At 63.0% G+C, this 20,811-nt stretch carries 19 protein-coding genes and 1 riboswitch; of the genes, 4 read left to right on the forward strand and 15 right to left on the reverse strand.

Annotated features, from left to right (window positions below; genetic code table 11):
• Positions 1-31 precede the first annotated feature (31 nt).
• Entirely contained in the window at positions 32-3,421 is a 3,390-nt protein-coding gene (gene treS, locus ACYQ1A_RS19675; protein WP_499364959.1) for a maltose alpha-D-glucosyltransferase, read from the reverse strand.
• 290 nt (positions 3,422-3,711) lie between these two features.
• Here treS and ACYQ1A_RS19680 point away from each other — a divergent pair, with 290 nt between their 5' ends.
• Complete coding sequence (locus ACYQ1A_RS19680; protein ID WP_499364963.1) at positions 3,712-4,488, forward strand: mechanosensitive ion channel family protein; 777 nt, start codon at positions 3,712-3,714, stop codon at positions 4,486-4,488.
• Here ACYQ1A_RS19680 and ACYQ1A_RS19685 read toward each other — a convergent pair.
• The 10 genes from ACYQ1A_RS19685 to ACYQ1A_RS19730 all read right to left on the reverse strand — a co-directional run bounded on the left by ACYQ1A_RS19685 (position 4,391) and on the right by ACYQ1A_RS19730 (position 15,223).
• Positions 4,391-5,164, reverse strand: coding sequence for a fimbrial biogenesis chaperone (locus tag ACYQ1A_RS19685; RefSeq protein ID WP_499364966.1), 774 nt, complete (start codon positions 5,162-5,164; stop codon positions 4,391-4,393). The genes ACYQ1A_RS19680 and ACYQ1A_RS19685 overlap by 98 nt on opposite strands.
• The gene (locus ACYQ1A_RS19690; protein ID WP_499364970.1) at positions 5,161-6,459 is read right to left on the reverse strand and encodes a fimbrial protein; all 1,299 of its coding nucleotides are present in this window, start codon (positions 6,457-6,459) and stop codon (positions 5,161-5,163) included. The genes ACYQ1A_RS19685 and ACYQ1A_RS19690 overlap by 4 nt, the downstream gene beginning before the upstream one ends.
• On the reverse strand, positions 6,456-8,849 hold the full coding sequence (locus ACYQ1A_RS19695) for a fimbria/pilus outer membrane usher protein (RefSeq protein WP_499364975.1): 2,394 nt from the start codon (positions 8,847-8,849) through the stop codon (positions 6,456-6,458). The genes ACYQ1A_RS19690 and ACYQ1A_RS19695 overlap by 4 nt, the downstream gene beginning before the upstream one ends.
• The gene (locus ACYQ1A_RS19700; protein ID WP_499364978.1) at positions 8,815-9,603 is read right to left on the reverse strand and encodes a fimbrial biogenesis chaperone; all 789 of its coding nucleotides are present in this window, start codon (positions 9,601-9,603) and stop codon (positions 8,815-8,817) included. Before ACYQ1A_RS19700 ends, ACYQ1A_RS19695 begins: the two co-directional genes overlap by 35 nt.
• Entirely contained in the window at positions 9,584-10,117 is a 534-nt protein-coding gene (locus tag ACYQ1A_RS19705; protein ID WP_062225074.1) for a fimbrial protein, read from the reverse strand. Before ACYQ1A_RS19705 ends, ACYQ1A_RS19700 begins: the two co-directional genes overlap by 20 nt.
• A 234-nt stretch (positions 10,118-10,351) precedes the next feature.
• Positions 10,352-10,927 carry a bifunctional adenosylcobinamide kinase/adenosylcobinamide-phosphate guanylyltransferase gene (cobU, locus tag ACYQ1A_RS19710; RefSeq protein ID WP_499364982.1) on the reverse strand — a complete coding sequence of 192 codons (576 nt, stop codon included), beginning with the start codon at positions 10,925-10,927 and terminating at the stop codon, positions 10,352-10,354.
• A gap of 3 nt (positions 10,928-10,930) precedes the next feature.
• Complete coding sequence (locus ACYQ1A_RS19715) at positions 10,931-11,473, reverse strand: histidine phosphatase family protein (RefSeq protein WP_499364984.1); 543 nt, start codon at positions 11,471-11,473, stop codon at positions 10,931-10,933.
• Positions 11,446-12,210: an adenosylcobinamide-GDP ribazoletransferase gene (locus tag ACYQ1A_RS19720; RefSeq protein WP_062225071.1), complete on the reverse strand. Its 765-nt coding sequence runs from the start codon at positions 12,208-12,210 to the stop codon at positions 11,446-11,448. The genes ACYQ1A_RS19715 and ACYQ1A_RS19720 overlap by 28 nt, the downstream gene beginning before the upstream one ends.
• A complete protein-coding gene (cobT, locus tag ACYQ1A_RS19725) occupies positions 12,203-13,258 on the reverse strand; it encodes a nicotinate-nucleotide--dimethylbenzimidazole phosphoribosyltransferase (protein ID WP_499364989.1) in 1,056 nt (351 codons plus the stop codon). The genes ACYQ1A_RS19720 and cobT overlap by 8 nt, the downstream gene beginning before the upstream one ends.
• Before the next feature lie 96 nt (positions 13,259-13,354).
• Complete coding sequence (locus ACYQ1A_RS19730) at positions 13,355-15,223, reverse strand: TonB-dependent receptor domain-containing protein (RefSeq protein WP_499364993.1); 1,869 nt, start codon at positions 15,221-15,223, stop codon at positions 13,355-13,357.
• Positions 15,224-15,396: 173 nt separating this feature from the next.
• A riboswitch (cobalamin riboswitch) is annotated at positions 15,397-15,586 on the reverse strand.
• 148 nt (positions 15,587-15,734) lie between these two features.
• Between ACYQ1A_RS19730 and ACYQ1A_RS19735 the strand changes: the two genes are divergently transcribed.
• Both ACYQ1A_RS19735 and ACYQ1A_RS19740 read left to right on the forward strand, forming a co-directional pair.
• Complete coding sequence (locus ACYQ1A_RS19735) at positions 15,735-15,884, forward strand: DUF3096 domain-containing protein (protein WP_499364997.1); 150 nt, start codon at positions 15,735-15,737, stop codon at positions 15,882-15,884.
• 27 nt (positions 15,885-15,911) lie between these two features.
• Positions 15,912-16,190: an acylphosphatase gene (locus tag ACYQ1A_RS19740; protein WP_499365002.1), complete on the forward strand. Its 279-nt coding sequence runs from the start codon at positions 15,912-15,914 to the stop codon at positions 16,188-16,190.
• Here ACYQ1A_RS19740 and ACYQ1A_RS19745 read toward each other — a convergent pair.
• The 4 genes from ACYQ1A_RS19745 to ACYQ1A_RS19760 are packed head-to-tail and all read right to left on the reverse strand — an operon-like array spanning position 16,187 to position 20,529.
• Positions 16,187-17,473 (reverse strand): NAD(P)/FAD-dependent oxidoreductase, encoded by a 1,287-nt coding sequence (locus tag ACYQ1A_RS19745; protein ID WP_499365007.1) that lies wholly within the window; start codon positions 17,471-17,473, stop codon positions 16,187-16,189. The two genes, ACYQ1A_RS19740 and ACYQ1A_RS19745, sit on opposite strands and share 4 nt — an antisense overlap.
• Entirely contained in the window at positions 17,470-18,426 is a 957-nt protein-coding gene (speB, locus tag ACYQ1A_RS19750; protein ID WP_062225703.1) for an agmatinase, read from the reverse strand. Before speB ends, ACYQ1A_RS19745 begins: the two co-directional genes overlap by 4 nt.
• Entirely contained in the window at positions 18,419-19,183 is a 765-nt protein-coding gene (locus tag ACYQ1A_RS19755; protein WP_499365011.1) for a type 1 glutamine amidotransferase, read from the reverse strand. The genes speB and ACYQ1A_RS19755 overlap by 8 nt, the downstream gene beginning before the upstream one ends.
• Positions 19,180-20,529 carry a transaminase gene (locus ACYQ1A_RS19760; protein WP_499365016.1) on the reverse strand — a complete coding sequence of 450 codons (1,350 nt, stop codon included), beginning with the start codon at positions 20,527-20,529 and terminating at the stop codon, positions 19,180-19,182. The genes ACYQ1A_RS19755 and ACYQ1A_RS19760 overlap by 4 nt, the downstream gene beginning before the upstream one ends.
• Between ACYQ1A_RS19760 and ACYQ1A_RS19765 the strand changes: the two genes are divergently transcribed.
• Complete coding sequence (locus ACYQ1A_RS19765; protein WP_499365020.1) at positions 20,452-20,682, forward strand: hypothetical protein; 231 nt, start codon at positions 20,452-20,454, stop codon at positions 20,680-20,682. The two genes, ACYQ1A_RS19760 and ACYQ1A_RS19765, sit on opposite strands and share 78 nt — an antisense overlap.
• Positions 20,683-20,811 lie beyond the last annotated feature (129 nt).

Here is a 20,811-nt window from a genome sequence, read left to right on the forward strand (position 1 = left end):
CTACCTCTCAGAATGTTGCGGATATTCAGGTTCAGGGATCCGGTTTCTCGCGCAGGCTAAGCAGCCGATCTGCCAGTTGGCTTAGTCGGCGCAAGATTGCCGGGGCCAGTTGGATGTCGTGCAGCACGGTAATGGCCAGGCTGCGCGCAGCGGCTTCGAGCATCAGCAAATCGAGCACGCCCTCGGTGAGCGCACGGTCGGGCTCGCCACTGTCGCCGTCCCACGCTTCCAGCCACGCGGTCAGCGTCGCCACGCGCAAGGTGCTGCGTACCATCTCGATCAGCCGCAAGCGCTCGGCATGCGGCGCGGGCATGGTGTGCGCCGGGTCTTGCGCGGCGGTATCCAGCGCCATATCCAGCGATTCGAGCAAACCCGCCACATCACGCATCGGCGTGGTCTTGATGCGTTTGAGCTCGGGTTCATTGGCGCCAAAGCCGCCAAACAGCACGTCATTAAGCGCCATCAGCACGTTGTCAAAACTCATCGCGCCATGAATACGCTGCAGGCGCGAACCCACGGCGCGGCCAGCGATAACTTTGCCGGCCTCTTCCAGATCAGCTTGCAAGGCGGTCAGATTGTCGAGGCGCGCTTGCGCGTCTTCCGGCAGTTGCTTCCGCAACAGCGCCAGCGCATCGATACTTTCGCGCAGCCGGACATGAGCGCGTTCTGCCCACGCCGCAGTGTCTTCAGCGCTGGCGGCACGCGGGGCAAAGGCTGGATCGCTGCTATTGGCGGCAAACAGCTTGTGCATTTCGCCCAGATGCAGACCGGCGGCGCGTACTGGCGGCGTCAGGTTGTCGAGCAAATCGACAAACCAGTCGCTTTGTTCCAGCGCCGGGCGTTGCGCGGCCGAGGCATCGGCCGCAGCGGCCACCGAGAGCAGGTCGTTCAGGCTGCGATTAAGGTTATCGACGATCCAGGTGCTGGCGCGGCCCTGGTTGCGCACAAAGCGGTGCATCACCAGCAGCGTGTTTTCGTCGCCATTGGCGTCCACGCGGATGCAATGCCCCAGCCAGTGCGGGATGCGCTCAAAGTTCTGTTCGGCCAGATAACGCAGCAACTCGGTTTCTTCGTGTATGCCCTTCTCGATCAAGCGGTCCATCTTGATAACGGCCAGGTCATCCACCACCAGCAAGCCGCGCATATCCTGCACTTCCACCCAGCGCACTTGCGCGTCGTCGGGCAGGGTCAGATCGGGGGCCGGATCGGGCGTTTCAAAGCGCAGATGGCCGCCATCCGGCAACGGAATTTCGCGATGGTCGGCAAAGGCTTTGACCAGACCGCGGGCGAAGGAATCGATGCCGACCGCGTCGGTCAGATAGCCGAGCTGACGGCCCCGGCGCACGCGGAACAGCGCGCGTTGTTCGATCAACGCAGGCATGCCTTGCGCTTCCCAGTACACACCCAGCGGCAGCAACCATGAGCCGCTTTGCTGGCCATCGCTGACTTCGATCTCGCACAGATAAGTGCCAAGGCCGCCCGGTTCGGTCGGACGTTCGTCAATGCGTGCCATATAGGCCAGGCGCACCGGCAAACGCTGCGAGCCGGGATACCAGCGCCGCACGGTCAGATAGGCGGGCAATACTTCGCGTTCCAGTTGCGCGCGATGGCCGTCCTGATCGCTGAGCAGGGTTTCCACGGTTTGCACGGTGTTGCGTACCACCAGCGTGGTCAGCTCGGCCATCGCCGGTTCCGGAATCTGGCTCCAGTCCGGGCGCTGTGCCACCTCGGACATTTCCAGCCAGTAGAAGCCATACGGCGGCAGGGTCAGCGTATACAGGCCGCTGCCGACTTGCGGGAAAGCCGCGCCCCCCATCAATTCCAGCGGAATGCGCCCGGCGTAATCCGGAATATCCAGCTCGACCGCTTGCGCCGTCCGCGCCAGGTTGGCCACGCACAGCAGCGGTGCTTCGCCCGGCATTTCGCGCAGATAGGCCAAAATGCGGCGGTTGCCGGTATGCAAAAAGTTGATGGTGCCGCGACCGAAGGCGTGGTGGCGACGGCGCACGGCAATCATGCGGCGCATGCTGTTGAGCAGTGAGTGGCCATCGCGGATTTGTGCCTCGACGTTGACCGATTCATAGCCATACAGCGTGCCCATCACCGCCGGCAGCACCAGTTGTTCGGGGTCGGCCAGCGAGAAGCCGCCATTACGGTCGGGCGACCATTGCATCGGCGTACGCACGCCATCGCGATCACCCAGATGAATGTTGTCGCCCATGCCGATTTCATCGCCGTAATAAATCACCGGCGTGCCTGGCATCGACAGCAACAGGCTGTTCATCAACTCGATGCGGCGCCGGTCGCGCTCCATCAGCGGCGCCAGGCGGCGGCGGATGCCCAGATTAAGCCGCGCCCGGCGGTCGGCGGCGTAGGTTTGCCACAGATAATCGCGCTCGGCGTCGGTGACCATTTCCAACGTCAGTTCATCGTGGTTGCGCAGGAAAATCGCCCACTGACAGTTGTCGGGAATATTGGGCGTCTGGCGCAGGATGTCGGTAATCGGAAAGCGGTCTTCCCGCGCGATGGCCATATACATGCGCGGCATCAGCGGAAAGTGGAACGCCATATTGCATTCGTCACCGTTGCCAAAGTATTGCTGCATGTCTTCCGGCCAGGCGTTGGCTTCGGCCAGCAACATGCGGCCGGGATAATGCTCGTCCATAAACGCGCGCAGTTTTTTCAGCACGGCGTGGGTTTCCGGCAAATGCTCGTTGAGCGTGCCTTCGCGTTCGATCAGGTACGACACCGCATCAAGGCGGAAGCCATCCACGCCCATATCCAGCCAGAAACGCACCACGCGCAACACGGCTTCCATCACGCGCGGGTTATCAAAGTTCAGATCGGGCTGGTGGGCAAAAAAGCGGTGCCAGTAGTACTGGTTGGCCACCGGGTCCCACGTCCAGTTGGATTTTTCGGTATCCGAAAAGATGATGCGGGTGCCGGCGTATTTCTGATCGGTGTCGCTCCACACATAAAAATCGCGCCAACGGCTATGGCGTGGCGCCTGGCGCGCGCGCTGGAACCAAGCGTGCTGGTCCGAGGTATGGTTGAGCACCAGATCGGTAATCACACGCAATTTGCGCGCATGCGCCTGCGCCATGAATTCGCGCGCGTCGGCCAGCGTGCCGTAGTCGGGATGCACGCCTTTGTAATCGGACACGTCGTAACCATCGTCCTTGCGCGGCGACGGATAGAACGGCAGCAGCCAGATTGCATCCACGCCCAGCGACGCAATGTAATCCAGCTTGGAAATCAAACCTTTAAAGTCACCGATGCCGTCGTTATTGCCGTCCATGAACGACTTGACGTGCACCTGATAAATGATGGCGTCGCGATACCACAGGGTGTCGTTGCCCCCTTCCGCCGGTGGCCATTCGGCCGGACGAACCGCGTGCTTGCCGCGTGTGTTGTTAGCCATGCATCACCCCCGCAAGGTGACAAACCGGAGAGGCAGAATCGACGCTGTACAAGATATATCCCTCGCGTTGCTTATGGTTGGTCCTACAGCGGGTTCAGTCGCAGGCCGCGGGCCACTGGGATGTGGCATCCGCACAATGGTCTGATCCGCGCACGCCCTGGCGCCACGCCGCTGTTGCTGACCTCATCAGGATAGACAAACCGGCGCGTAAAGCTGCCAGCCAATACGCCTTTGCGCGTAGGCCGTGCCCTTCTTTTTGCTCAAGCCCTACCCGACGATGGAGTAACCCGATGGAGCGATTTCATACTGCTTATGACTGGATGGTCACCAACCTGATGGATTTTGGCGTGAATGTGGGCATTGCCTTGCTGATCCTGGTGGTTGGCTGGTGGCTGTCCAACCGTGTCAACGCCTGGCTTAACCGCTCACTGGCGCGCACCCATGCCGATGCCACCATCCGCCCGGTGCTGGCGAATGTCTTGATGTGGGCGGTGCGCGTGATTGCCCTGGCCGCGGCGCTGGAACGCTTTGGCGTGCGCACGGCCAGCATTATCGCGGCGCTGGGCGCGGCCGGTCTGGCCATCGGCCTGGCGCTGCAAGGCACGCTGCAGAATATTGCGGCCGGTTTCATGATTCTGCTGCTGCGGCCGTTTCGCGTTGGCGACTATATCGAAGGCGTGGGTAATGCCATCGCCGGCACCGTGGTTGAAATCAACCTGTTCCACACCCGGCTGACGCGCAGTGATGGCGCCGGCATGTTTGTGCCCAACAGCCAGTTGTGGAGCAATGCGGTCAGCAATTACACCGTCAACGGCACGCGCCGCATCGAAACCAGCGTAGCGGTGCCGACGGCGGAAGTTGATCGCACCATCCAGAACCTGCAGGGCCTGGTCTCGCACGACGATCACATCCTGCATGACCCCGCCCCGCAAGTGCTGGTGAGCGAACTGACCGACACCGGCGCCAAGATCACGGTAACGGCGTGGGCGAATACCGATCATTTTGCTGAGGCGAAAGCGGCGCTGCTGGCGCGGGTACATCCGGTGCTGGAAACGACGGCGGCTTGACGCCAGGCGATGGCGGACGGGCTATGGACGCAGTGTAGGGCCGCCATATGCCGTCATCGTCGATCAACCCGAGCTGCGCGCCTGCGGGCGGTGACGCCAGCCACTGCTGGCTGAACGGCGGCAGCAAGGTGGTTTGGGCCTGCCAGCCGCTGAGATGCATATAAAACGGCGTGGGATTGCGCAACAGCACGCCCCCCGCTTGCGCAATGTGCTGGAGTTGCGCCGCCAGGTCGCCCACCGCGGGCAGCCTGGCCGGACGATACAACACCTTGATTTGCAGGCGGGTCGCCAGCTCGATGGCAGCCACCCCCGGCGTGCTGCGCGGTGACACCGCATGCAGATTGAGCCAGAACAGGCTTTCCCGGTCTGGATCGACCTCGGCCGCGTCGGCGGTGCCGACCAGCTGCAGCTCGCGGCTTTCGCCTGGGCCCAGCCGGAACAACGCTGGCACCGGCATCAGCGGCGCCAGCGCCGTGTCGGGCGTACCGCCAGCCTGGCCGTGGTCGATCCAGGCCTCTATCAACAAGGGCCAGCCTTCATCATTCGCTACGCGCAAGCGCATGGCCGGGCCAGCGACCGTGTACACCAGGCGAGTGCGGCTGATGCCTAGACCCTCCGCCGAGGCCACCGCGCAACCGATCGCGAGCAGCAGCCAGCACTTGAGCGCGCCGCTCATTGCACCTTGACCAACACAAAAGCACGCGTGCGCACCCGACCCGGCCGCGGCGTCTGTCCCGGCAGCGCTTGCAGCGTGGCGGTAAAGCTACGGCGATAGCGCCGAATACCCGAATCAGCATAGACCGGCGCGCCTTGCTCCAGCGCCGGATACCATCCCGCGCCGCCCACCGCCGCGCTGCTTAATAAAGTGAGGGGGTGACCCAGCGCGTCCTCCAGCCGGATGCCGACGCCGGTGGCGATATCCGGATCGCTGCCATAGCCATCCGATAGCAAAAAACGCGTGCTATCAACGCCGGGCACGCTCAAGGTCACCGCAGGCAAAAAGCCGAGCGCGGTTTCGCCCGCGCCCACGCCGCTGACCATTTCTGCGGTGTCTTTGGACGCCAGCACGCCGCTGCGGCAGTCCAGTTGCACTTCGAGCGTAACGCTGCGGCTTGCGCCTTGCGCCAGCGCAGCCAGGCCGAGGCTGCTGAACAGCAGAGGCTGCCCTTGCGTGCTGACCGAACAGGTGGCGGAGCGCCGCAGGCTGACCTGACCATACATATTGACGGCGCCAGGCCATGACTGATACCAACCCGAGCGATTGCTGCCCGAGTCATCGCCCACCTGCAAACCCGGACTGATGCCACCGCCCTGAAACGCCAGAAACCCGGCAGGTGCGGCCACCGGCCACGGCCCGGTCGCGCGACGCCCTGGCAGATACTCAGCGCGCAAGGCCTCCACCTGCAGCGCGCTGAAATGCCGCGCCTTGACCAGCAAATAGCCCGCCCCGTCCACGTCGGGCTGCAAGGGATGGCGCTGCCAGCGCGAGGTCAGATAGTGCCCGGAGTTCAGATGCGTAATGCGCAATAACAAATCAGCGACTACCGAGCGATACGCACCAGGCAGGCCCGCCGTCGCGCCCTCCTCTTTGCCGCCGGTGTCGTCGCGTATCGCGTTGGTGGCAAAAAATTCATACAGCTTGCCCGCCTCATCCGGCGTGCAGCGGTACAGCACCTGTTCTGGATGCAGCGCTGGCCGCGCCAGTTGGGCCAAAGTACTGACGCCCACCCCGAGCAGGCTGCCGGTGGGCTGAAACGTACCGTCGTCGATATTGATCACGGCGGGCAAGCCACTGCCCCCCTGGCCATTGCTGGCGCCGGACCAGGTGCCGAAGCGGCCGTAGGCCGGATCGACATAGGCCGGATCGTTGGGCGACGGCAAACGGGTATAACTGACGCGGACACACGCGGCCTGCACCTCTCCAAGCCGCAGCGCGCAGGCCACCAGGCCGATAAGGTAAGACAGTTTCAAGGCTGCACCGCCTGCCGCATACGGCAAACTGCGCGCTGCGCGACCGCTTCCTTGCCTGGCACAGGCTCAGGCAAGGTCACTTGGCATTGCGCGCTGGCGCTGTCACCCCAGCGCACGTGCAGCTCACGCGTTGCAGCGGGCACGCGCGCATAGAGCTGGCTTTGTTGCCCGACCAGGCCAAGCAACTGGCCATCCCCGGCATAGACATCGGCGCCAAAGGGCAAAGCAGCCCCATCGTCGCGCGTCAGCCGGAGCAGCACCGCGCGCCCGTGCCGGGTTTTGAATTGCAGACGCGGCGCGGCCCCCGCATACGGTGCCACCCGCTGCTGGCTGGATAACAGCTCGATGGCGGGGTCTAGCGTGAGCGTGCCCAGCGTCACTTCGTTGTAGCGATACGGTTGCAGCGCGGCAATCAGCGCATAACCGGCGCGATCGACCACCGCGCCAGCGCCATCACGAACGTCGGCACCGCGCGCACCGGGCGCGGCGACGATACCAAAGGTATCGGACAGCCACGGCCCGGCGGTTACGCCGCCAGCGTGCGCCACCCACGCGCCGCGTACGCTCGAACCCGCCTGGCGATAGCCCGGGCCAGCGCCCGCACTGACCCCCAGCGCTAATGCGGGCAGGTTGGTTTGCAGATTCAGATCAAGCGCGCCACTGCCGCCGCGCTCTTGCGTCAGCACCGCGCCGTAATGACTGCGTGGCGTGGCACTCCCGCTCAACGTGGCTTGCATGCGCGCCGGACTGCCACTGTGCTGGCTGAGATTGCCGCCCGTATTCACGCCACCCCATAGGCCCGCGAGCGAGAGCAATACGCTGGTGCGGGCCGGCGCGTGCTCGCTGCCGCCACCCGTATGGCGTTGCCGTGACAGCGCAGCCGTAAACGCCAGTCCCGCCCACACCACGCTATGGCTGGCCTGGATTTCGTGAGCACGCCTGGCGTCGCTCTGGCGGGATAGCGCCGCGACAAATAGCTGGCCCCAGCGCCCTAGCGTCTGGCCGCCACTCACAGACCATAGCCGCGTCGCGCCGGCGCAAGCAAGGCGGCTGGCCCGCTGCGTCTCGGCAAAGTCGATACAGCCTGCGTGCCGTTGGGTCAGCTCGGCCCCGAGACGGGTATCGGAACCGGACAAACGCTGGCTCCAGCGCACCGACCATTGCCAGTTGGCAGCGCTGCCCTGCCCTTGCGCCAGTAATAGATCGAGCCCGAGCGCGCCCAGCGTGCTGGCCCAGACCATGCCCCCTGCAATCGCGCCGTAATCCCGCGCACCGCGCAGGCCGCCACGCAGGCTCAAGGCATTGCTGATACCGGCTTGCAGCTCAAGCTGTCCGAGGGGGGCGTTGCCATATTCCGGCAGCACGCCAAGCGCCCAGGCCAGCCGGTGCTGGCCTGGGCGTAATGATTGCGGCAAGGCGATATAGGGCAGGCTGTAGTGCTGCGAGCTCCCGTCTGCTTCGGCCACCTCGACCTGCAGATCGCTGTTAACGCCCGCTGGGTACAGATCGTCGATGACAAAGGCGCCGGGCGCGACGGTGGTCTGGTACAGCACATTGCCATCCTGGCGCAAAGTAACGCGCGCATTGCTGGCCGCGATACCGCGTACGGTCGGCGCATAGCCGCGCAAGCCGTCGGGCAGCATGCGTTCATCGGTCGCCATCTGCACGCCCCGCAGCATGGCGCTGCCAAACAGATTGCCGGGCGTGGCGGCATCGCCCAACACCAGCTGGCTTTGCCACTGCGGCAAGGGTCGTTGTAGCCAGCTGCGACTGGCTTGCCACTGTAACTGGCTGCCCGCCCCCCTGGCGCTGGCTTGCTGGCGCAACTGCCACAGACCCAGGTTGCCGCCGTATTGCAGGCTGGCAAACAGTTCAGGGGCCCGCGTACGGCCTGCCATGGACCAATACGCGCTGGCGTCGTAATTGATAAACGCCATGGTCTCGCCGGCGTCGAGTTCCTCCAGCGCAACCGCGCCGGAGCGCTGCGGAATCAGCGCGCTTTGCGGCACCGACAGGTCTAGCCGCAAGCGGCCACTGTCAAAGCGGGCGCTGGCCGCGGCTATCCATAAGCCGATCGGCCGACAGTCGCCGCTGGCCACGTCGGCGGGCGTGAGCTGGATGCCCGCCTCATGCAACAGCGCGGCGGACAGACAAGCGCTGAGTGACTCTTGCGCATCCAGCGCGAAGTCAAGCAGCGTGCGCCGCACAAAGCGCTGGTTTAAAAACACGTCGACTTCATAAGGGCCGGGCGCTGCCTGCGCGCTTTTACCCAGGCGCGCCAGGCTGCTGGCAGGAATGGCTTTGCCCACCAGCATCTCGGCATCAAATTCAACGGTGCCGGGCATGTCGGCGCGACTAAGGCCCATGATCAAACCCAGCCCCAGACTCAAGCAGATCCGCCTTCGGCACAGCAATGCTGAGCGTGGTTTGTGCTTCGGTGATACCGCCATAGTCGTTGATCAAAGAAAAATGCAAAGGCAGCGGCAGCGCTGAAACGGCGAGCGGCCAGCGCCAGCTCCGGCTGGCGCCCGGGGCAATCATGTCCAGATCCAGTTCCTGCCATTGCCCGGCCAATTGCACGCGAGCCTTGACCACTGAGGCAAACCAGGGGCTGGTATTGGTGACCAGCAATTGATCGGGCGCTTTAAAGCGGAATTGCAGACGTTGCGGCAATTCGGTCGGCGTTCCTTTAATGGTGGCGGGCCGATAAAATAATTTAAGTCGGTCGCGCAATATCACTTTAAGTTGGTTCTGCCCGGCCAATGCCGAATTGCGCGGCGGCGTTTGCACCATATTCAGATAAAATATTGTTTCTTTATCGGCGGGTAATTGTGCAATATCGCCGGAATAAACAATACGCACACTCTGGCCGCCGTCCGGATCAATCCGGAATAAAGCCGGAGAAATTAAAAAAGGTGCATCCGCTTGCTCGGGTGTCGAAAGCGGATTAGCAATATCCGCCCATATCTGCACCACATAGGGGCTATCGCTGGAATTACTGACCTGCACGGTATGGGCCGCCGCGCCGCCTGGATAAATTACCCGCGTATTCGGTAAAGTGACCCCGCCCCAGACCGGCATGGCGACGCTCAGGCAGAGGGCCGCCAGCCGGTTGCGCCCGGGTCTACTGGTAAGAAATTGCATATTGCACAGCGCCGGTCACCGTACCGGCAGTCACTTGCGCATCGGCCACATATTCAACCGCGTATTTGCGTACGCCGTCGGCCGCGCCAGCCGCCAGGGTCAGGCCGGTTTCGCCGCCACCCGTGAGCGGCACCTCCTTGTAGCTATCCTGCGGATCAACAATGCGCAGGCTGACATTGCCGGCACTACCGGTATTGGTCATACGGCCGCCCGCATCGGGGGTGGTGGCAATAAAAATGGTTTTAACGACCGTGCTGGTGCTGGCGCTGGCACTGGTGCAGCCTTTGACTTCAAGCGTGAATTCGGTGCGCCCCGCTGCGGCGTTGGCGGAGGCCATCTTGCTGGCCTGGACCGTGGGCAACAGCACAACGGGCAGATTCTTGTTGCCATTAACAGTAACTTCGCAAGTCTGGCTGGTAATTTCCCCGAGGAATTGCAGGGTGTTATTACTGACGGCAAATGCGGCAGTGGGTAAACCAAGGGCGGAGCAAACAAGCAGACGCTGAATAAACATGACGGCCTCCCTGATGGGTTAGCGTGAACAGGGTCAATCGGGATTGCATAACGCCAATCCGTAAACCTTGGGGTTTTATTCGTGGTGCGCTGCAGAATTTACGCAAGAGCGGGACGTGTCTGGATGAGACGAATCGCAATTATTGCGCCGCCCGATAAATAACGATCAATTAAAAAGATATTGGAAAGATCAATCAGGGTGATGAAATCGACCCTGATGATCCACAAGCGAATTTCAGATTGAAATACTGACCGGATTAACGCCTTTGAGCGGCAGCGCCAAGCCAGCCGCCACAAACAGCACATTGTCGCAACGCTGCGCCACAGCCTGATGCAACCAGCCGGCGTGGTCCACATAGGCGCGGTTGCCAGCCCCCATAGGCACGATGCCCTGGCCGACCTCGTTGCTGACCAGCAATAGATCGCCGTGGGCGCGGGCAATGGCTTCGAGCAAGCGTTCACGCTCGCGCTGCCACTCAAGCGGCGGGTGATACGGCTGGTCCGGCGCAAAGGTGTGACCGGGCGGAAATAATTGCTGGGCCAGCCATACCGTCAGGCAATCGACCAGCACCAGTCCGCCCGGAATGCATTCGCTGGCGATGGCATCAGGCAGATCGGCAGGCTCCAGCGTGTGCCAGTGCGCCGGGCGCCGCGCTTGATGTTGCGCGATGCGGTGCGTCATCTCGCTGTCGTCAGCCGTGCATTGCGCGGTGGCAATATAGGTAACGCGGCGGCCGCTGCGCAGTGCAATGGTCTCGGCCAGCGCGCTTTTGCCTGAGCGCGCCCCTCCCAACAAAAACGTCTTTTGCATGGTTTATCCCGGCGGCAGCCCGGCCGGTGGCCAGTCCTGCACGATCAGTTCGCCGTGCGGTACCGCGCGGCGCAAGCAGGCTTCAAAGGGCTGCGTCCGTGACCATAAGGCGCGGATCACACCTGCGTGGGTGATGGCGACCACCGCTTGTGCGGCTGCCTGTTGCGTAGCCAGAGCGTCTGCCCAATGCCACACGCGTTGCTGCAGGGCAGTCAGACTTTCTCCGCCATGCGCTGCGCCATCATAGCCAGCACTTATCCAGGCATCCAACGCCGCCGCACCAATGTTTGACCACGCGCAAGCTTCCCATTGGCCGAAGTCAAGTTCTTGCAATGCGGGTTCGATGTGCGGGGCGGCATGCAGGGCGTGGGCCAGGCTCAGACAACGCTGCGCCGGGCTGGAAAACCAGCGCGCAGCGTTGGGCAAAACGGTGCGCAGATCGGCCAGTTGCGTGGCACTGGGCGCCACTGCGGGCAGGTCGAGGCGACCATAACAAATGCCCGCCCCGGCGGGCACCGCTAGATGGCGAACGAGGTATAAACGCATGCCGCGCACACCAGATAGCCCGCCAGTTCGGCCAGTTGCTGCGTCATGCCCAGGGTATCGCCGGTATAACCGCCCAGACGACGCAGCAGATAACGCGCCATCGCCCAGCGCAGCGCCAGCCACACCAACAGGATCAGCACAGCGCAGCGCCATGGCAGCAAAGCCAGCGGTAGCAAGCCGCACCCCAGCGCCAGCAGCAAACCGCCGCCGCTCAGCCGCGTGGCCACCGGCTTGGCTTTGCCTTCCGGCCGCACGTAATCGAGCGTCACCAGCAAACTGACGGCCACCAGCCTGCTACCGGCATGTACCGCCAGCAACACGGCCGGGATCAGCCCAGGCGGCAACGCTGCCAGACTTTCAATCTTGATGGCCAGCGCTAACAACAAAGCCATTGCGCCAAAGCTGCCTATGCGCGAGTCATGCATGATTTCCAGCACGCGATGGCGTTCATAGCCGCCACCCAGGCCATCGACCGAATCCGCCAGGCCATCCTCATGGAAAGCGCCGGTTAGATACACCGTCGCCAGCGTGCTAAGCAGCAGAGCCACGCGCAACGGCCACAGCCAGTGCGCCAGGCCAAACACCACGGCTGCAATCAGCCCGACCAGCCCGCCCACCAGCGGAAAATAGCGGGCCGCGCGGTCCAGATCGCCGGCCTGGTAACCCACCCAGGCCGGGATCGGAATGCGCGTGAAATAACCCAGCGCGCAAAAAAACACGCGCAGCTGGTCACGCACCGTCGGGTTCGCTGACACCGGCCTCGTCAAACGAAGCCATTTCGTTCAGCAATTTGCAGGCGGCTTGCACCAAGGGCAACGCCAGCGCCGCCCCGCTGCCCTCACCCAGGCGCAGATCGAGCTTGAGCATGGCTTTGGCGCCCAGATGCTGCAGCAGCAAGGCATGACCGGATTCATCCGAGCAATGGCTGAAGATGCAGTATTCCAACACCGTGGGATTGATGCGGCTGGCCACCAGCAAGGCGGCGGTGGCGATAAAGCCGTCGACCAGTATCACCACGCGGCGGGCGGCGGCCGCCAGATAGGCGCCGACCATCATGGCAATCTCGAAGCCGCCCATGGCCGCCAGCACCTCCAGCGGTTCGGTCACGCTGGCGTGCTTGTCCAGCACTTGCTGCAGAATGGCCACTTTGCGCGCCAGGCCCGCATCATCCAGGCCAGTGCCACGCCCGGCACAACGTGCAATCGGCTCGCCGGTCAGGCGCGCCATCAGCAAGGCGGCGGCCGAGGTATTGCCTATGCCCATCTCGCCAAGGCCGATCAGTGTTGCGCCTAACTGCGCGCGCTCTGCCAGCACCGCGGCGCCGGTTTCGATGGCGATATAAACCTGGCCCAGTGTCATGGCCGGGCCTTCCAGGCTATTGGCGGTGCCGCGTGCCAGCGGGCAATCGATCAGCAAGGCGTGCGGCGCAAAGCTGGCGTTAACGCCCGCGTTGATAATGCGCAAGCTCATGCCATGCGCGCGACACAGCACGCTGATGGCGGCGCCGCCCGCCAGAAAGTTCTGCACCATTTGCGCAGTCACTTCGCTGGGAAACGGGCTGACGCCGTTGCGGGCCAGACCGTGGTCGGCGGCAAAAATCAGCATGGCCGGAAAGGCTATATGCGGGTCCATGCGCTGCTGGATCTGGCCGATTTTTTGCGCAACGATTTCCAGCATGCCCAAGCTGCCCAGCGGCTTGGTTTTGCGGTCCAGTTTATGTTGCAAGGCGCGGCCGAGTTCGGGGTCGAGCGGTGCGATATCAAAATGCATCAAAGTCTCTGACATGGTGTGGGGACACTCCGGGCGATGTGGCAAAAGCAACGACGGGCCCAGCGTAAAGGTGGGCACCGCCATAGACGTCAAACTGCTACATGCACGGCGTTACAGACCCGCGCCATCGTACGACAAAGTGACAAACCAGGCACGGCCCTGGATGTTGTAATCGCGCACCAGTTCGTAATCGCGATCAAACGCGTTATTCAGGCGCAAGCCCGCTTTCCAGGTTTTGGTCAGCTTGTAATCCAGACCCAGATCAAACGCCGCATAGCCACCCATTACATTCTGGTTAGCCAGGTCGTCATACCGACGGCCCGCCGCGTTCATTGCGGCATTCCAGCGCCATTGGCCCACGCTCTGCGCCACGCTCAATTCGCCCAGGATTTTGGCGCGACGCGGCAGCACATGGCCGGTGGCGTCATCAAACGGGTTTTGCCGCGTTACGCTGCCGGCCAGCTCGTAGCCACCCAGCGTGCCTTGCGTGGCCAGGGTCAGGCCTTCGATCTTCGCCTCGTTCAGGTTCTCGGGCAGATAGTTGTTGCTGGCATCCAGCACGATCAGATTGCGGATGCGGTTTTCAAAGCCGACCAGCGAGGTATTAAAGTTGCCCGCCTGCCAGCGCAAACCCAGATCAAAGGCACGGCCCTTCTCGGCTTGCAGGTTGGGGTTGGCGCAAACGTAGCCGCAGTCGTAATACAGATCATTGAACGTGGGCGCATGGAAGCTGGTGCCCGCATTGGCGGTGAACTGCCAGGCCTGGTTCAGATGCAGCAAATAGCCGATATTGCCGGTGGTCTGGCTGCCGAATTGCGAGTTGTTTTCGACGCGCAGATTGGCCTGCAGATGGTTGGCGCCAAAGTCGTTCTGCCACCCCAGCAGCCCGGCTTTGGTATTGCGGCTGTCCACGGTATAGGTGGTGGTGCTGCTGACGCTTTCGTCCAGATAATCCAGCCCCAACAACCACTTGCCGATGCTGCTGGTTACCGTGTTGCTCCAGTTCACTTGCTTCTGGCGCGTATCAAAACGGCTGGTGTAGGGCAGATAAGTGCTGTAGTCGAGCGCGTCGGCATGCGACTGATCGTGCGACTGGCCGAGGGTTAGATCGCTCAGCCAGCTGCTGGTGATCTGGTTGCGGCTGTACAGTGCCAGATTGCTCTGGGTTTCACGCGTCCACGGGTTAACCGGAAAACCACCGGCGTCAAAGGCGGTGTCGCTCTGGATCCAGTAACCGCGCACGCCCAGCTCGTTGCTGGCATCAAAGAAATGCGCCAGATCAAAGCTGCCCGAGGTTTGCTTGTAGCCATCGCGATCGCCTTCGTAATAAAAGGTGCTGGATGGCTTGGTAACGTTAAAACCCTGGCTTTGCTTGTGGCCAAAATCAAAGCTGAAGCGATTGTCTTCGCTGCTGCTGCTCAGGCCGGCGGTTTCACTGGTAGTGCGGTCGGTGCCATAGCCCACGCTGGCATACACGTGCGAGCTGCCTTTGCCCCGTTTGGTAAAAATCTGTACCACGCCGCCCACGGCGTCGGAGCCGTACAGGCCAGAGGCCGGGCCGCGCAGGATTTCGATATGGTCGATCATGGCAATCGGCAGCAAATCAAACGAGGTGCCGCCCAGCGTGGCCGAGCCGATGCGCAGGCCGTCCACCAGCACCAGCGTCTGATTGGCGTTGGCGCCGCGGATATACAAACTGGCCGGTTGGCCCTGGCCGCCAGCGCGGCTGAACTGCACACCCGGCACACTCGCCAGCGCTTCACCCAGCGTTTGCGCGTTGGTCGCGGCCAGTTGGGCGGCGGTAATAACGCTGGTGTCGCTGGACAAACTGTCTTGCGCACTGGCCGTGCGGGTGGCGGTGACTACCACGGGTTCGACCGTGGTGGAATCTTGCGCGTGGGCGATGGCGGCCCAGAGTGCCAGCGTAAGCGGCGTGGCACAGAACGCACGGAATGCAGAACGGGATTGGTTTTTTTTCATGGCTGGCTGTCTTGTCTTCTGCGGTTTGCCCCACGCAAACCGCGTTTTTATTCCGGAAGACACGACATTACGGCAGCAGCACAGCAAAGGCCGCGCGCCGGGAACATCGTCCGGCCGCACCCCGCGCCTTCCGCCTGGTGCCCGCCATGGCTGGCGAGCAAACCGGCGAGCGTGGACTCGCCGGGTACAAGGCCGGTCTCCGGGCTAACCGCTCCAGAACCCGCCTTCCCGGCTTCATGTGCTGAAGTCAGTGGCGTTATGGGGTTCGTTCGACGCGGCTTACCGTTGCGGGGGCAGCTCAGGACTGGACACCTGATTCCCGTTTCACCTGTTCGCACAGGCACCTTGCACGGGCGGCATTCTACCAGCATAAAAAATGCCGCGCCCGGCGCATCGGTATCAGCGGTACGCTGACGCACCCGCGCACCCGCCATCCGCTGGGCGGCGCGCCCGCGCTTGTGGCAGGCTACGCCGTGACTTATATAAACCGTTACACGCCCAGGAGTTGTAGATGGATATCCAGCTGTATTTTGGCCCTGTCGCTTCGTTGATTGCCGGCATCCTGATCTTGATCATGCCGCGCCTGCTCAACTACATCGTGGCCATCTACCTGATCGTGATGGGGGTACTGGGCCTGATGCATGGGCACTATCCGCACTGAGCGCAAGCGTTGACGGAGGCAGGCAGCATGAGCATAGCCAAGCGACTGGTAGTCCACGGTCGGGTGCAGGGCGTGGGGTTCCGGTATGCCACTTGCCTGGAGGCCAAACGCCTGGGTCTGGGCGGCTGGGTGCGCAATCGTCAGGATGGCAGTGTGGAAATCCTGGTCGAAGGCCCCGCAGATGCGGTCGACGAAATGGTGGACTGGGCCAGCCGTGGCCCGGAACTGGCCGACGTCACACGGCTGGATATCAGCGGCGCAGTGCCGGAGAACAGTGGCGAGTTTGAAGAACGCGCCACCGGCTAGACCAGCTCCTTGAGCTGGTTATACGCCACGCCCAGACGCAGCCAGGTGCTGTGCAGGCCCGGCCCGCCCGGGTAGCGATGGTGTTGCAGGCGGGCGAACAGGTCGAACTGTTCGGCCTGGCCGGCAATCGCCTCGGCCACCATCTGGCCCGCCATGCCGGTAAGCGCCACGCCGTGGCCGCAGAAGCCTTGCAGGTAATACACATTGGACGCAATGCGGCCGAAGTCCGGGGCGCGGTTCATGGTGACGTCAACCAGGCCGCCCCAGGCATGGCTAATCTGCACCTGGGCCAGTTGCGGAAACACCCCTGCCAGGCGCGCGCGCAGTGATGGAATCAAGGCTTCCGGCGCGGCATTGCCGCTGGTGACGCGGCCGCCGAACAGCACGCGGCCGTCGGCGCTAAGGCGGAAATAATCAATCATGAAATTGGTATCGCACACTGCGGCGCGGTCACGGATCAGCGCTTGCGCTTGTTCCGGCGGCAGCGGTTCGGTGGCAATGATGAAAGAGCGTACCGGCATGATGCGTGCGCCAGTCTTGCCCAGCAGCTGGCCGACGTAGGCATTGGCGGCAATCAGCGCAAAGCGGCTGCGCACGCGACCTTGCGCGGTATGCACGGTGACCATCGGCCCGTGTTCAACCCGAATGACCGGGCTGTGGGCATACAGGCGGGCCCCGGCCTGGCGCGCGGCCTCGGCCAGACCCAGCGCGTATCTGAGCGGATGAATATGGCCGGACAGCGCGTCGTGCGCCGCGCCGACATAACGCGGGCTATCGATCCAGCCACGCACGTCGCTGGGGGCGATATCGCTGATCTGGTCGTAACCGAACACATCACGCATTTGCGCCGTCCACTGGCGCAACCCATCGGCTTTACGCGCGCTGGTGGCCACGTGCAGATAGCCACGCACCAGATCGCAATCAATGCCGTATTGCGCCACGCGTTGATGCAGCAAGCGCACCCCTGCCACCGAGATATCCCACGCCTGTCGTGCCGCTGCCGGGCCCAGTTGTTGCAGCACGGTATCGTCATTGGCAAAACCAACCAACACTTGCCCGCCGTTGCGGCCCGAGGCGCCCCACGCCACTTGTTCGGCCTCGAGCACGGCCACGCTGAACCCGCGCTGGCGTAACGCCAGCGCCGCCGACAAGCCGCTATAACCGGCGCCAACAATACAGACATCCACATCCAGCGCCCCCAGCAAGGGCGCATCTGCGGGCGGGCGCGTCACACTGGCTTCGTACCAGGAATGCGCCACCATTGCGGCTTCACGTGAGTTCATGGCTTTGCTTCGCCTGATTTGAGTTGAGCGCATTGATGCGCGCGGCCGGCCAGCCAGGTCCAGACCAGATGCGAGGCCATATTGACGGTCAGTTCGGCATGGTCATAAACCGGAGCCACTTCGACGCAATCCATGCCTACCCACGGCAAATCGCACAGCTCTTCCAGGATGGTCAGCACTTGATTGGAGGTCAGGCCGCCGGGTTCGGGGGTACCGGTGCCGGGGGCGTAGGCCGGGTCAAGGCAGTCGATATCGAAGCTGAGATACAGCGCATCGTGCCCGGCAAAACGCTGGCGGATGTCGTCGAGTAGCGGTGCCAGTTGCGTCGGGTTTTCCAGGCCACGCAGCATGCGGGCGGTCCAGACCTTGCCCCCCATCAAGTTGACGTATTCGCGGGCCGCCCGATCGCCGGCCGAACGAATGCCGATCTGGACCGTGGCCTTGGGGTCAACCAGGCCTTCGGTAATGGCTTCGTACACCCAGGTGCCATGGCCCGAGGTCTCGCCAAAATGGTCGGTCCAGGTATCGCAATGCGCGTCGAAATGCAGCAGCGCCAGCGGCTTGCCATAGCGTTTGCGATAGGCGCGCAGCAGCGGCAAGGTAATCGAGTGATCACCCCCCAGCCAGCACATCTGGCGCTCGGCGATCAGTTGCTCTATCTGCGGCTCCACGCTGGTGCGCATCGCTTCAATCGACGTATTGGGCGCGCGCAAATCGCCGGCGTCAGCCAGATGCGCCAGCGGCGACAAATCAAAATGCGCATGGGTGGCATCGCACAACATCAGGCTGGCGCGCCGGATGGCCTCGGGACCAAAGCGCGCGCCGGGGCGGTTGGTGACCGCGCCATCGTAGGGGATGCCCGCGATGCCGAATGGCCGTTCCGGCGCGTCTTTAAGCCTGGGCGCGCCCATAAAGGTGGACGACGACATATATGCGAATTCGTAATCAGCCATGATGTGTGTTTGCCTGTTGCCAGATTGCGTGAGCGCGGCGGAATTGATGCAGCCAGCGTGTGTAAACATGCGCCGCCAGTGCCTGGCTGGCGACGATGTGGTGGTCGATCCCGGCGCGGATTTCGGCCAGGGTTTGTACGGTGTCGATCGATGGATGGGCCAGCACTTCGGCCGCACAAGTAATCAGCCATTCTTCAACTTTGGCGCGGTCGACTTCGATATGAAACTGCATGCCCAGATGGATATTTCCGAAGGCAAACGCCTGGCAACTGCACTGGCTGCTACTCGCCAGCGGCGTCGCGCCGGGCGGTACGGTAAAACCATCGTAATGCCAATGCATCAGGGTGGGATGTTGCGGGGTGCCAAACCAGTGATGCCCGAGCGGATGACCGTTGAAATCGACCGGATGCCAACCGATTTCCGGCTGCGGCCCGCGCGCCACCGTGCCGCCCAGCGCCTGCGCCAGCAACTGGCCGCCCAGGCAATGCCCGAGCACCGGCACATCCTGCTGCACCGCCGCGCGGATCAGCGCTTCAACCGGCGCGCGGGCGGGGAAATCGTCGTAAGCGCTCATGCTGCCGCCGAGCAAGGCCACGCCCCCAAAACCCGTGAGCGAGGGCACTGGATCGCCGCGCGAGGTATCAACCAGTTGCCACGGTTGGCGCTGTTGGGTCAGCCACTGGCCAAGAAAGGCGGCGCGATCATCGGGCGAAAACTGGATCACCAGTGCGGGCCACGGCGACGGATGCGGCTTCATGCAAGCTTCGTTAACAGATCAGCAAAGTGCGCCAGCAAGCGCGCCACCTGGCCGTGATCGGTGGTAGGTCCGGCCAGCATCATGTTGTGGAACGGCGTGAGCAGCGAACCACGGTTGAGCAGTCCCAGATGCAGCGCGGCGGCGAGGGCGTCGTCGGCTGCGTGGGCGGCGGCGCAGGCATCGTGCGGTGGTTGCGCGCAAAACTGCAGTTCCAGCCGCGCGCCCAGGCGCGTGACACACCACGGCAGTCCCTGCCCGCGCACGATTTCTTCCAGCCCTTGCGCCAGGCCTTGCGCAACGCCGATGGCATGCTCATAGGCGGCCGGGGTATTAACGTGTTCAAGGCAGGCGGCCAGCGCCTGCATGGCCAGTTCACCGCCCGCCAGGGTGGTGCCGATACCGGAGTGGCCCGGCGCCGCCTGCGCCTTGGCATCGCGCATGCGTTGGGCGATCTCGGCGCTGAAACCATACACCGCACACGGCACGCCGCCTGCGATGGCTTTGCCTGCAATCAGCCAGTCAGGCTGGATCCCGCAAGCACGGGTGTAGCCGCCCCAGGCGGTGGAAAGCGTGTGCGTCTCATCAAAGGCCAGCAAGGTGCCACGCGCTTTGCTGGCAGCGCGCAGTCCTTCAAGAAAGCCCGGTTGCGGCAGCACCATGCCGCAGTTGGTCAGCGCGGGTTCGGTCAGCACCAGCGCGATGTCGTTGCCAGCCAGTGCGGTTTCGAGCGCGTCGAGGTTGTTGAACGGGATGCTGATGGTGTTTTGCGTCAGGTCGCTCGCCTGGCCAAGCAAGCTGGCGCGGGCCACGGTGCGGCCGTCTATGCAGTCGACCAAGGTGTCATCGACGGTGCCGTGGTAGCAGCCATCAAACACGAGGATTTTGTTGCGGCCGGTGATGGCGCGCGCCCAACGGATGACAAAGCGGTTGGCGTCGCTGGCGGTGGTGGCCAGTTGCCACATGGGCAAGCCGAACAGGCGGCTGAGTTTTTCGCCGATATGCGCGGTGAGCGCGGACGGCAGCATGGCGGTGTAGCCGCTGCGCAGATTAATGGCGTCGGCCACGGCAGGTGGCGCGTGCCCGAACATGGCGCCGGTGTCGCCAAGGCAGAAATCATCGTAGTCGAGGCCATCCACGCATTGCAGTCGCGAGCCTTGTGCGTGGCGCAGAAACAGCGGCGACGGGCTGGGCCAGTCGTGCATCCAGTGCAGAGGGACGCCATAGAGAAAGTGTTTGCTGGCCTGGCGATGCTGGCGGAGTGATTCCGGGTGGCTATCGTTGAAGCGAGCGATTTCCCTCCTGAAGAGGGTTTCTGTTTTGGCGGCGGAAACCTGATGCGGCTTCATTTCTCTTGGGTGTCCTTGATGCAGGGCGGGTTGGTGGGTGGAACACTTTGGCTGAAGCCGATATGTGAAGCTGATGCTGAAATGGGACTGTTTTTTGGTGCTTTGTTTGTGGCGCGTGTTTTGTTGTTTGGGTGGTGCTTGGTAAACCTTTAACCGCTTTGCCTGCGGCGCATGTTTTGATGTTCAGCTTGCGCTGAACAAACCTTTAACCGCTTGAGCCTGCGGCGCGTCTTTTGAAACCGGGGGGCGCCCCGTTGCGCCTCACTTTTCTTTGCTTCGCCA

Source organism: Silvimonas sp. JCM 19000, assembly GCF_054652575.1.

Excerpts from the sequence above, each read along its gene's own strand:
- treS (WP_499364959.1), bottom strand. The coding sequence starts at position 3,421 with ATGGCTAACAACACACGCGGCAAGCACGCGGTTCGTCCGGCCGAATGG.
- ACYQ1A_RS19680 (WP_499364963.1), top strand. The coding sequence starts at position 3,712 with ATGGAGCGATTTCATACTGCTTATGACTGGATGGTCACCAACCTGATG.
- ACYQ1A_RS19685 (WP_499364966.1), bottom strand. The coding sequence starts at position 5,164 with ATGAGCGGCGCGCTCAAGTGCTGGCTGCTGCTCGCGATCGGTTGCGCG.
- ACYQ1A_RS19700 (WP_499364978.1), bottom strand. The coding sequence starts at position 9,603 with ATGCAATTTCTTACCAGTAGACCCGGGCGCAACCGGCTGGCGGCCCTC.
- ACYQ1A_RS19705 (WP_062225074.1), bottom strand. The coding sequence starts at position 10,117 with ATGTTTATTCAGCGTCTGCTTGTTTGCTCCGCCCTTGGTTTACCCACT.
- cobU (WP_499364982.1), bottom strand. The coding sequence starts at position 10,927 with ATGCAAAAGACGTTTTTGTTGGGAGGGGCGCGCTCAGGCAAAAGCGCG.
- ACYQ1A_RS19715 (WP_499364984.1), bottom strand. The coding sequence starts at position 11,473 with ATGCGTTTATACCTCGTTCGCCATCTAGCGGTGCCCGCCGGGGCGGGC.
- cobT (WP_499364989.1), bottom strand. The coding sequence starts at position 13,258 with ATGTCAGAGACTTTGATGCATTTTGATATCGCACCGCTCGACCCCGAA.
- ACYQ1A_RS19730 (WP_499364993.1), bottom strand. The coding sequence starts at position 15,223 with ATGAAAAAAAACCAATCCCGTTCTGCATTCCGTGCGTTCTGTGCCACG.
- ACYQ1A_RS19735 (WP_499364997.1), top strand. The coding sequence starts at position 15,735 with ATGGATATCCAGCTGTATTTTGGCCCTGTCGCTTCGTTGATTGCCGGC.
- ACYQ1A_RS19740 (WP_499365002.1), top strand. The coding sequence starts at position 15,912 with ATGAGCATAGCCAAGCGACTGGTAGTCCACGGTCGGGTGCAGGGCGTG.
- ACYQ1A_RS19745 (WP_499365007.1), bottom strand. The coding sequence starts at position 17,473 with ATGAACTCACGTGAAGCCGCAATGGTGGCGCATTCCTGGTACGAAGCC.
- speB (WP_062225703.1), bottom strand. The coding sequence starts at position 18,426 with ATGGCTGATTACGAATTCGCATATATGTCGTCGTCCACCTTTATGGGC.
- ACYQ1A_RS19755 (WP_499365011.1), bottom strand. The coding sequence starts at position 19,183 with ATGAAGCCGCATCCGTCGCCGTGGCCCGCACTGGTGATCCAGTTTTCG.
- ACYQ1A_RS19760 (WP_499365016.1), bottom strand. The coding sequence starts at position 20,529 with ATGAAGCCGCATCAGGTTTCCGCCGCCAAAACAGAAACCCTCTTCAGG.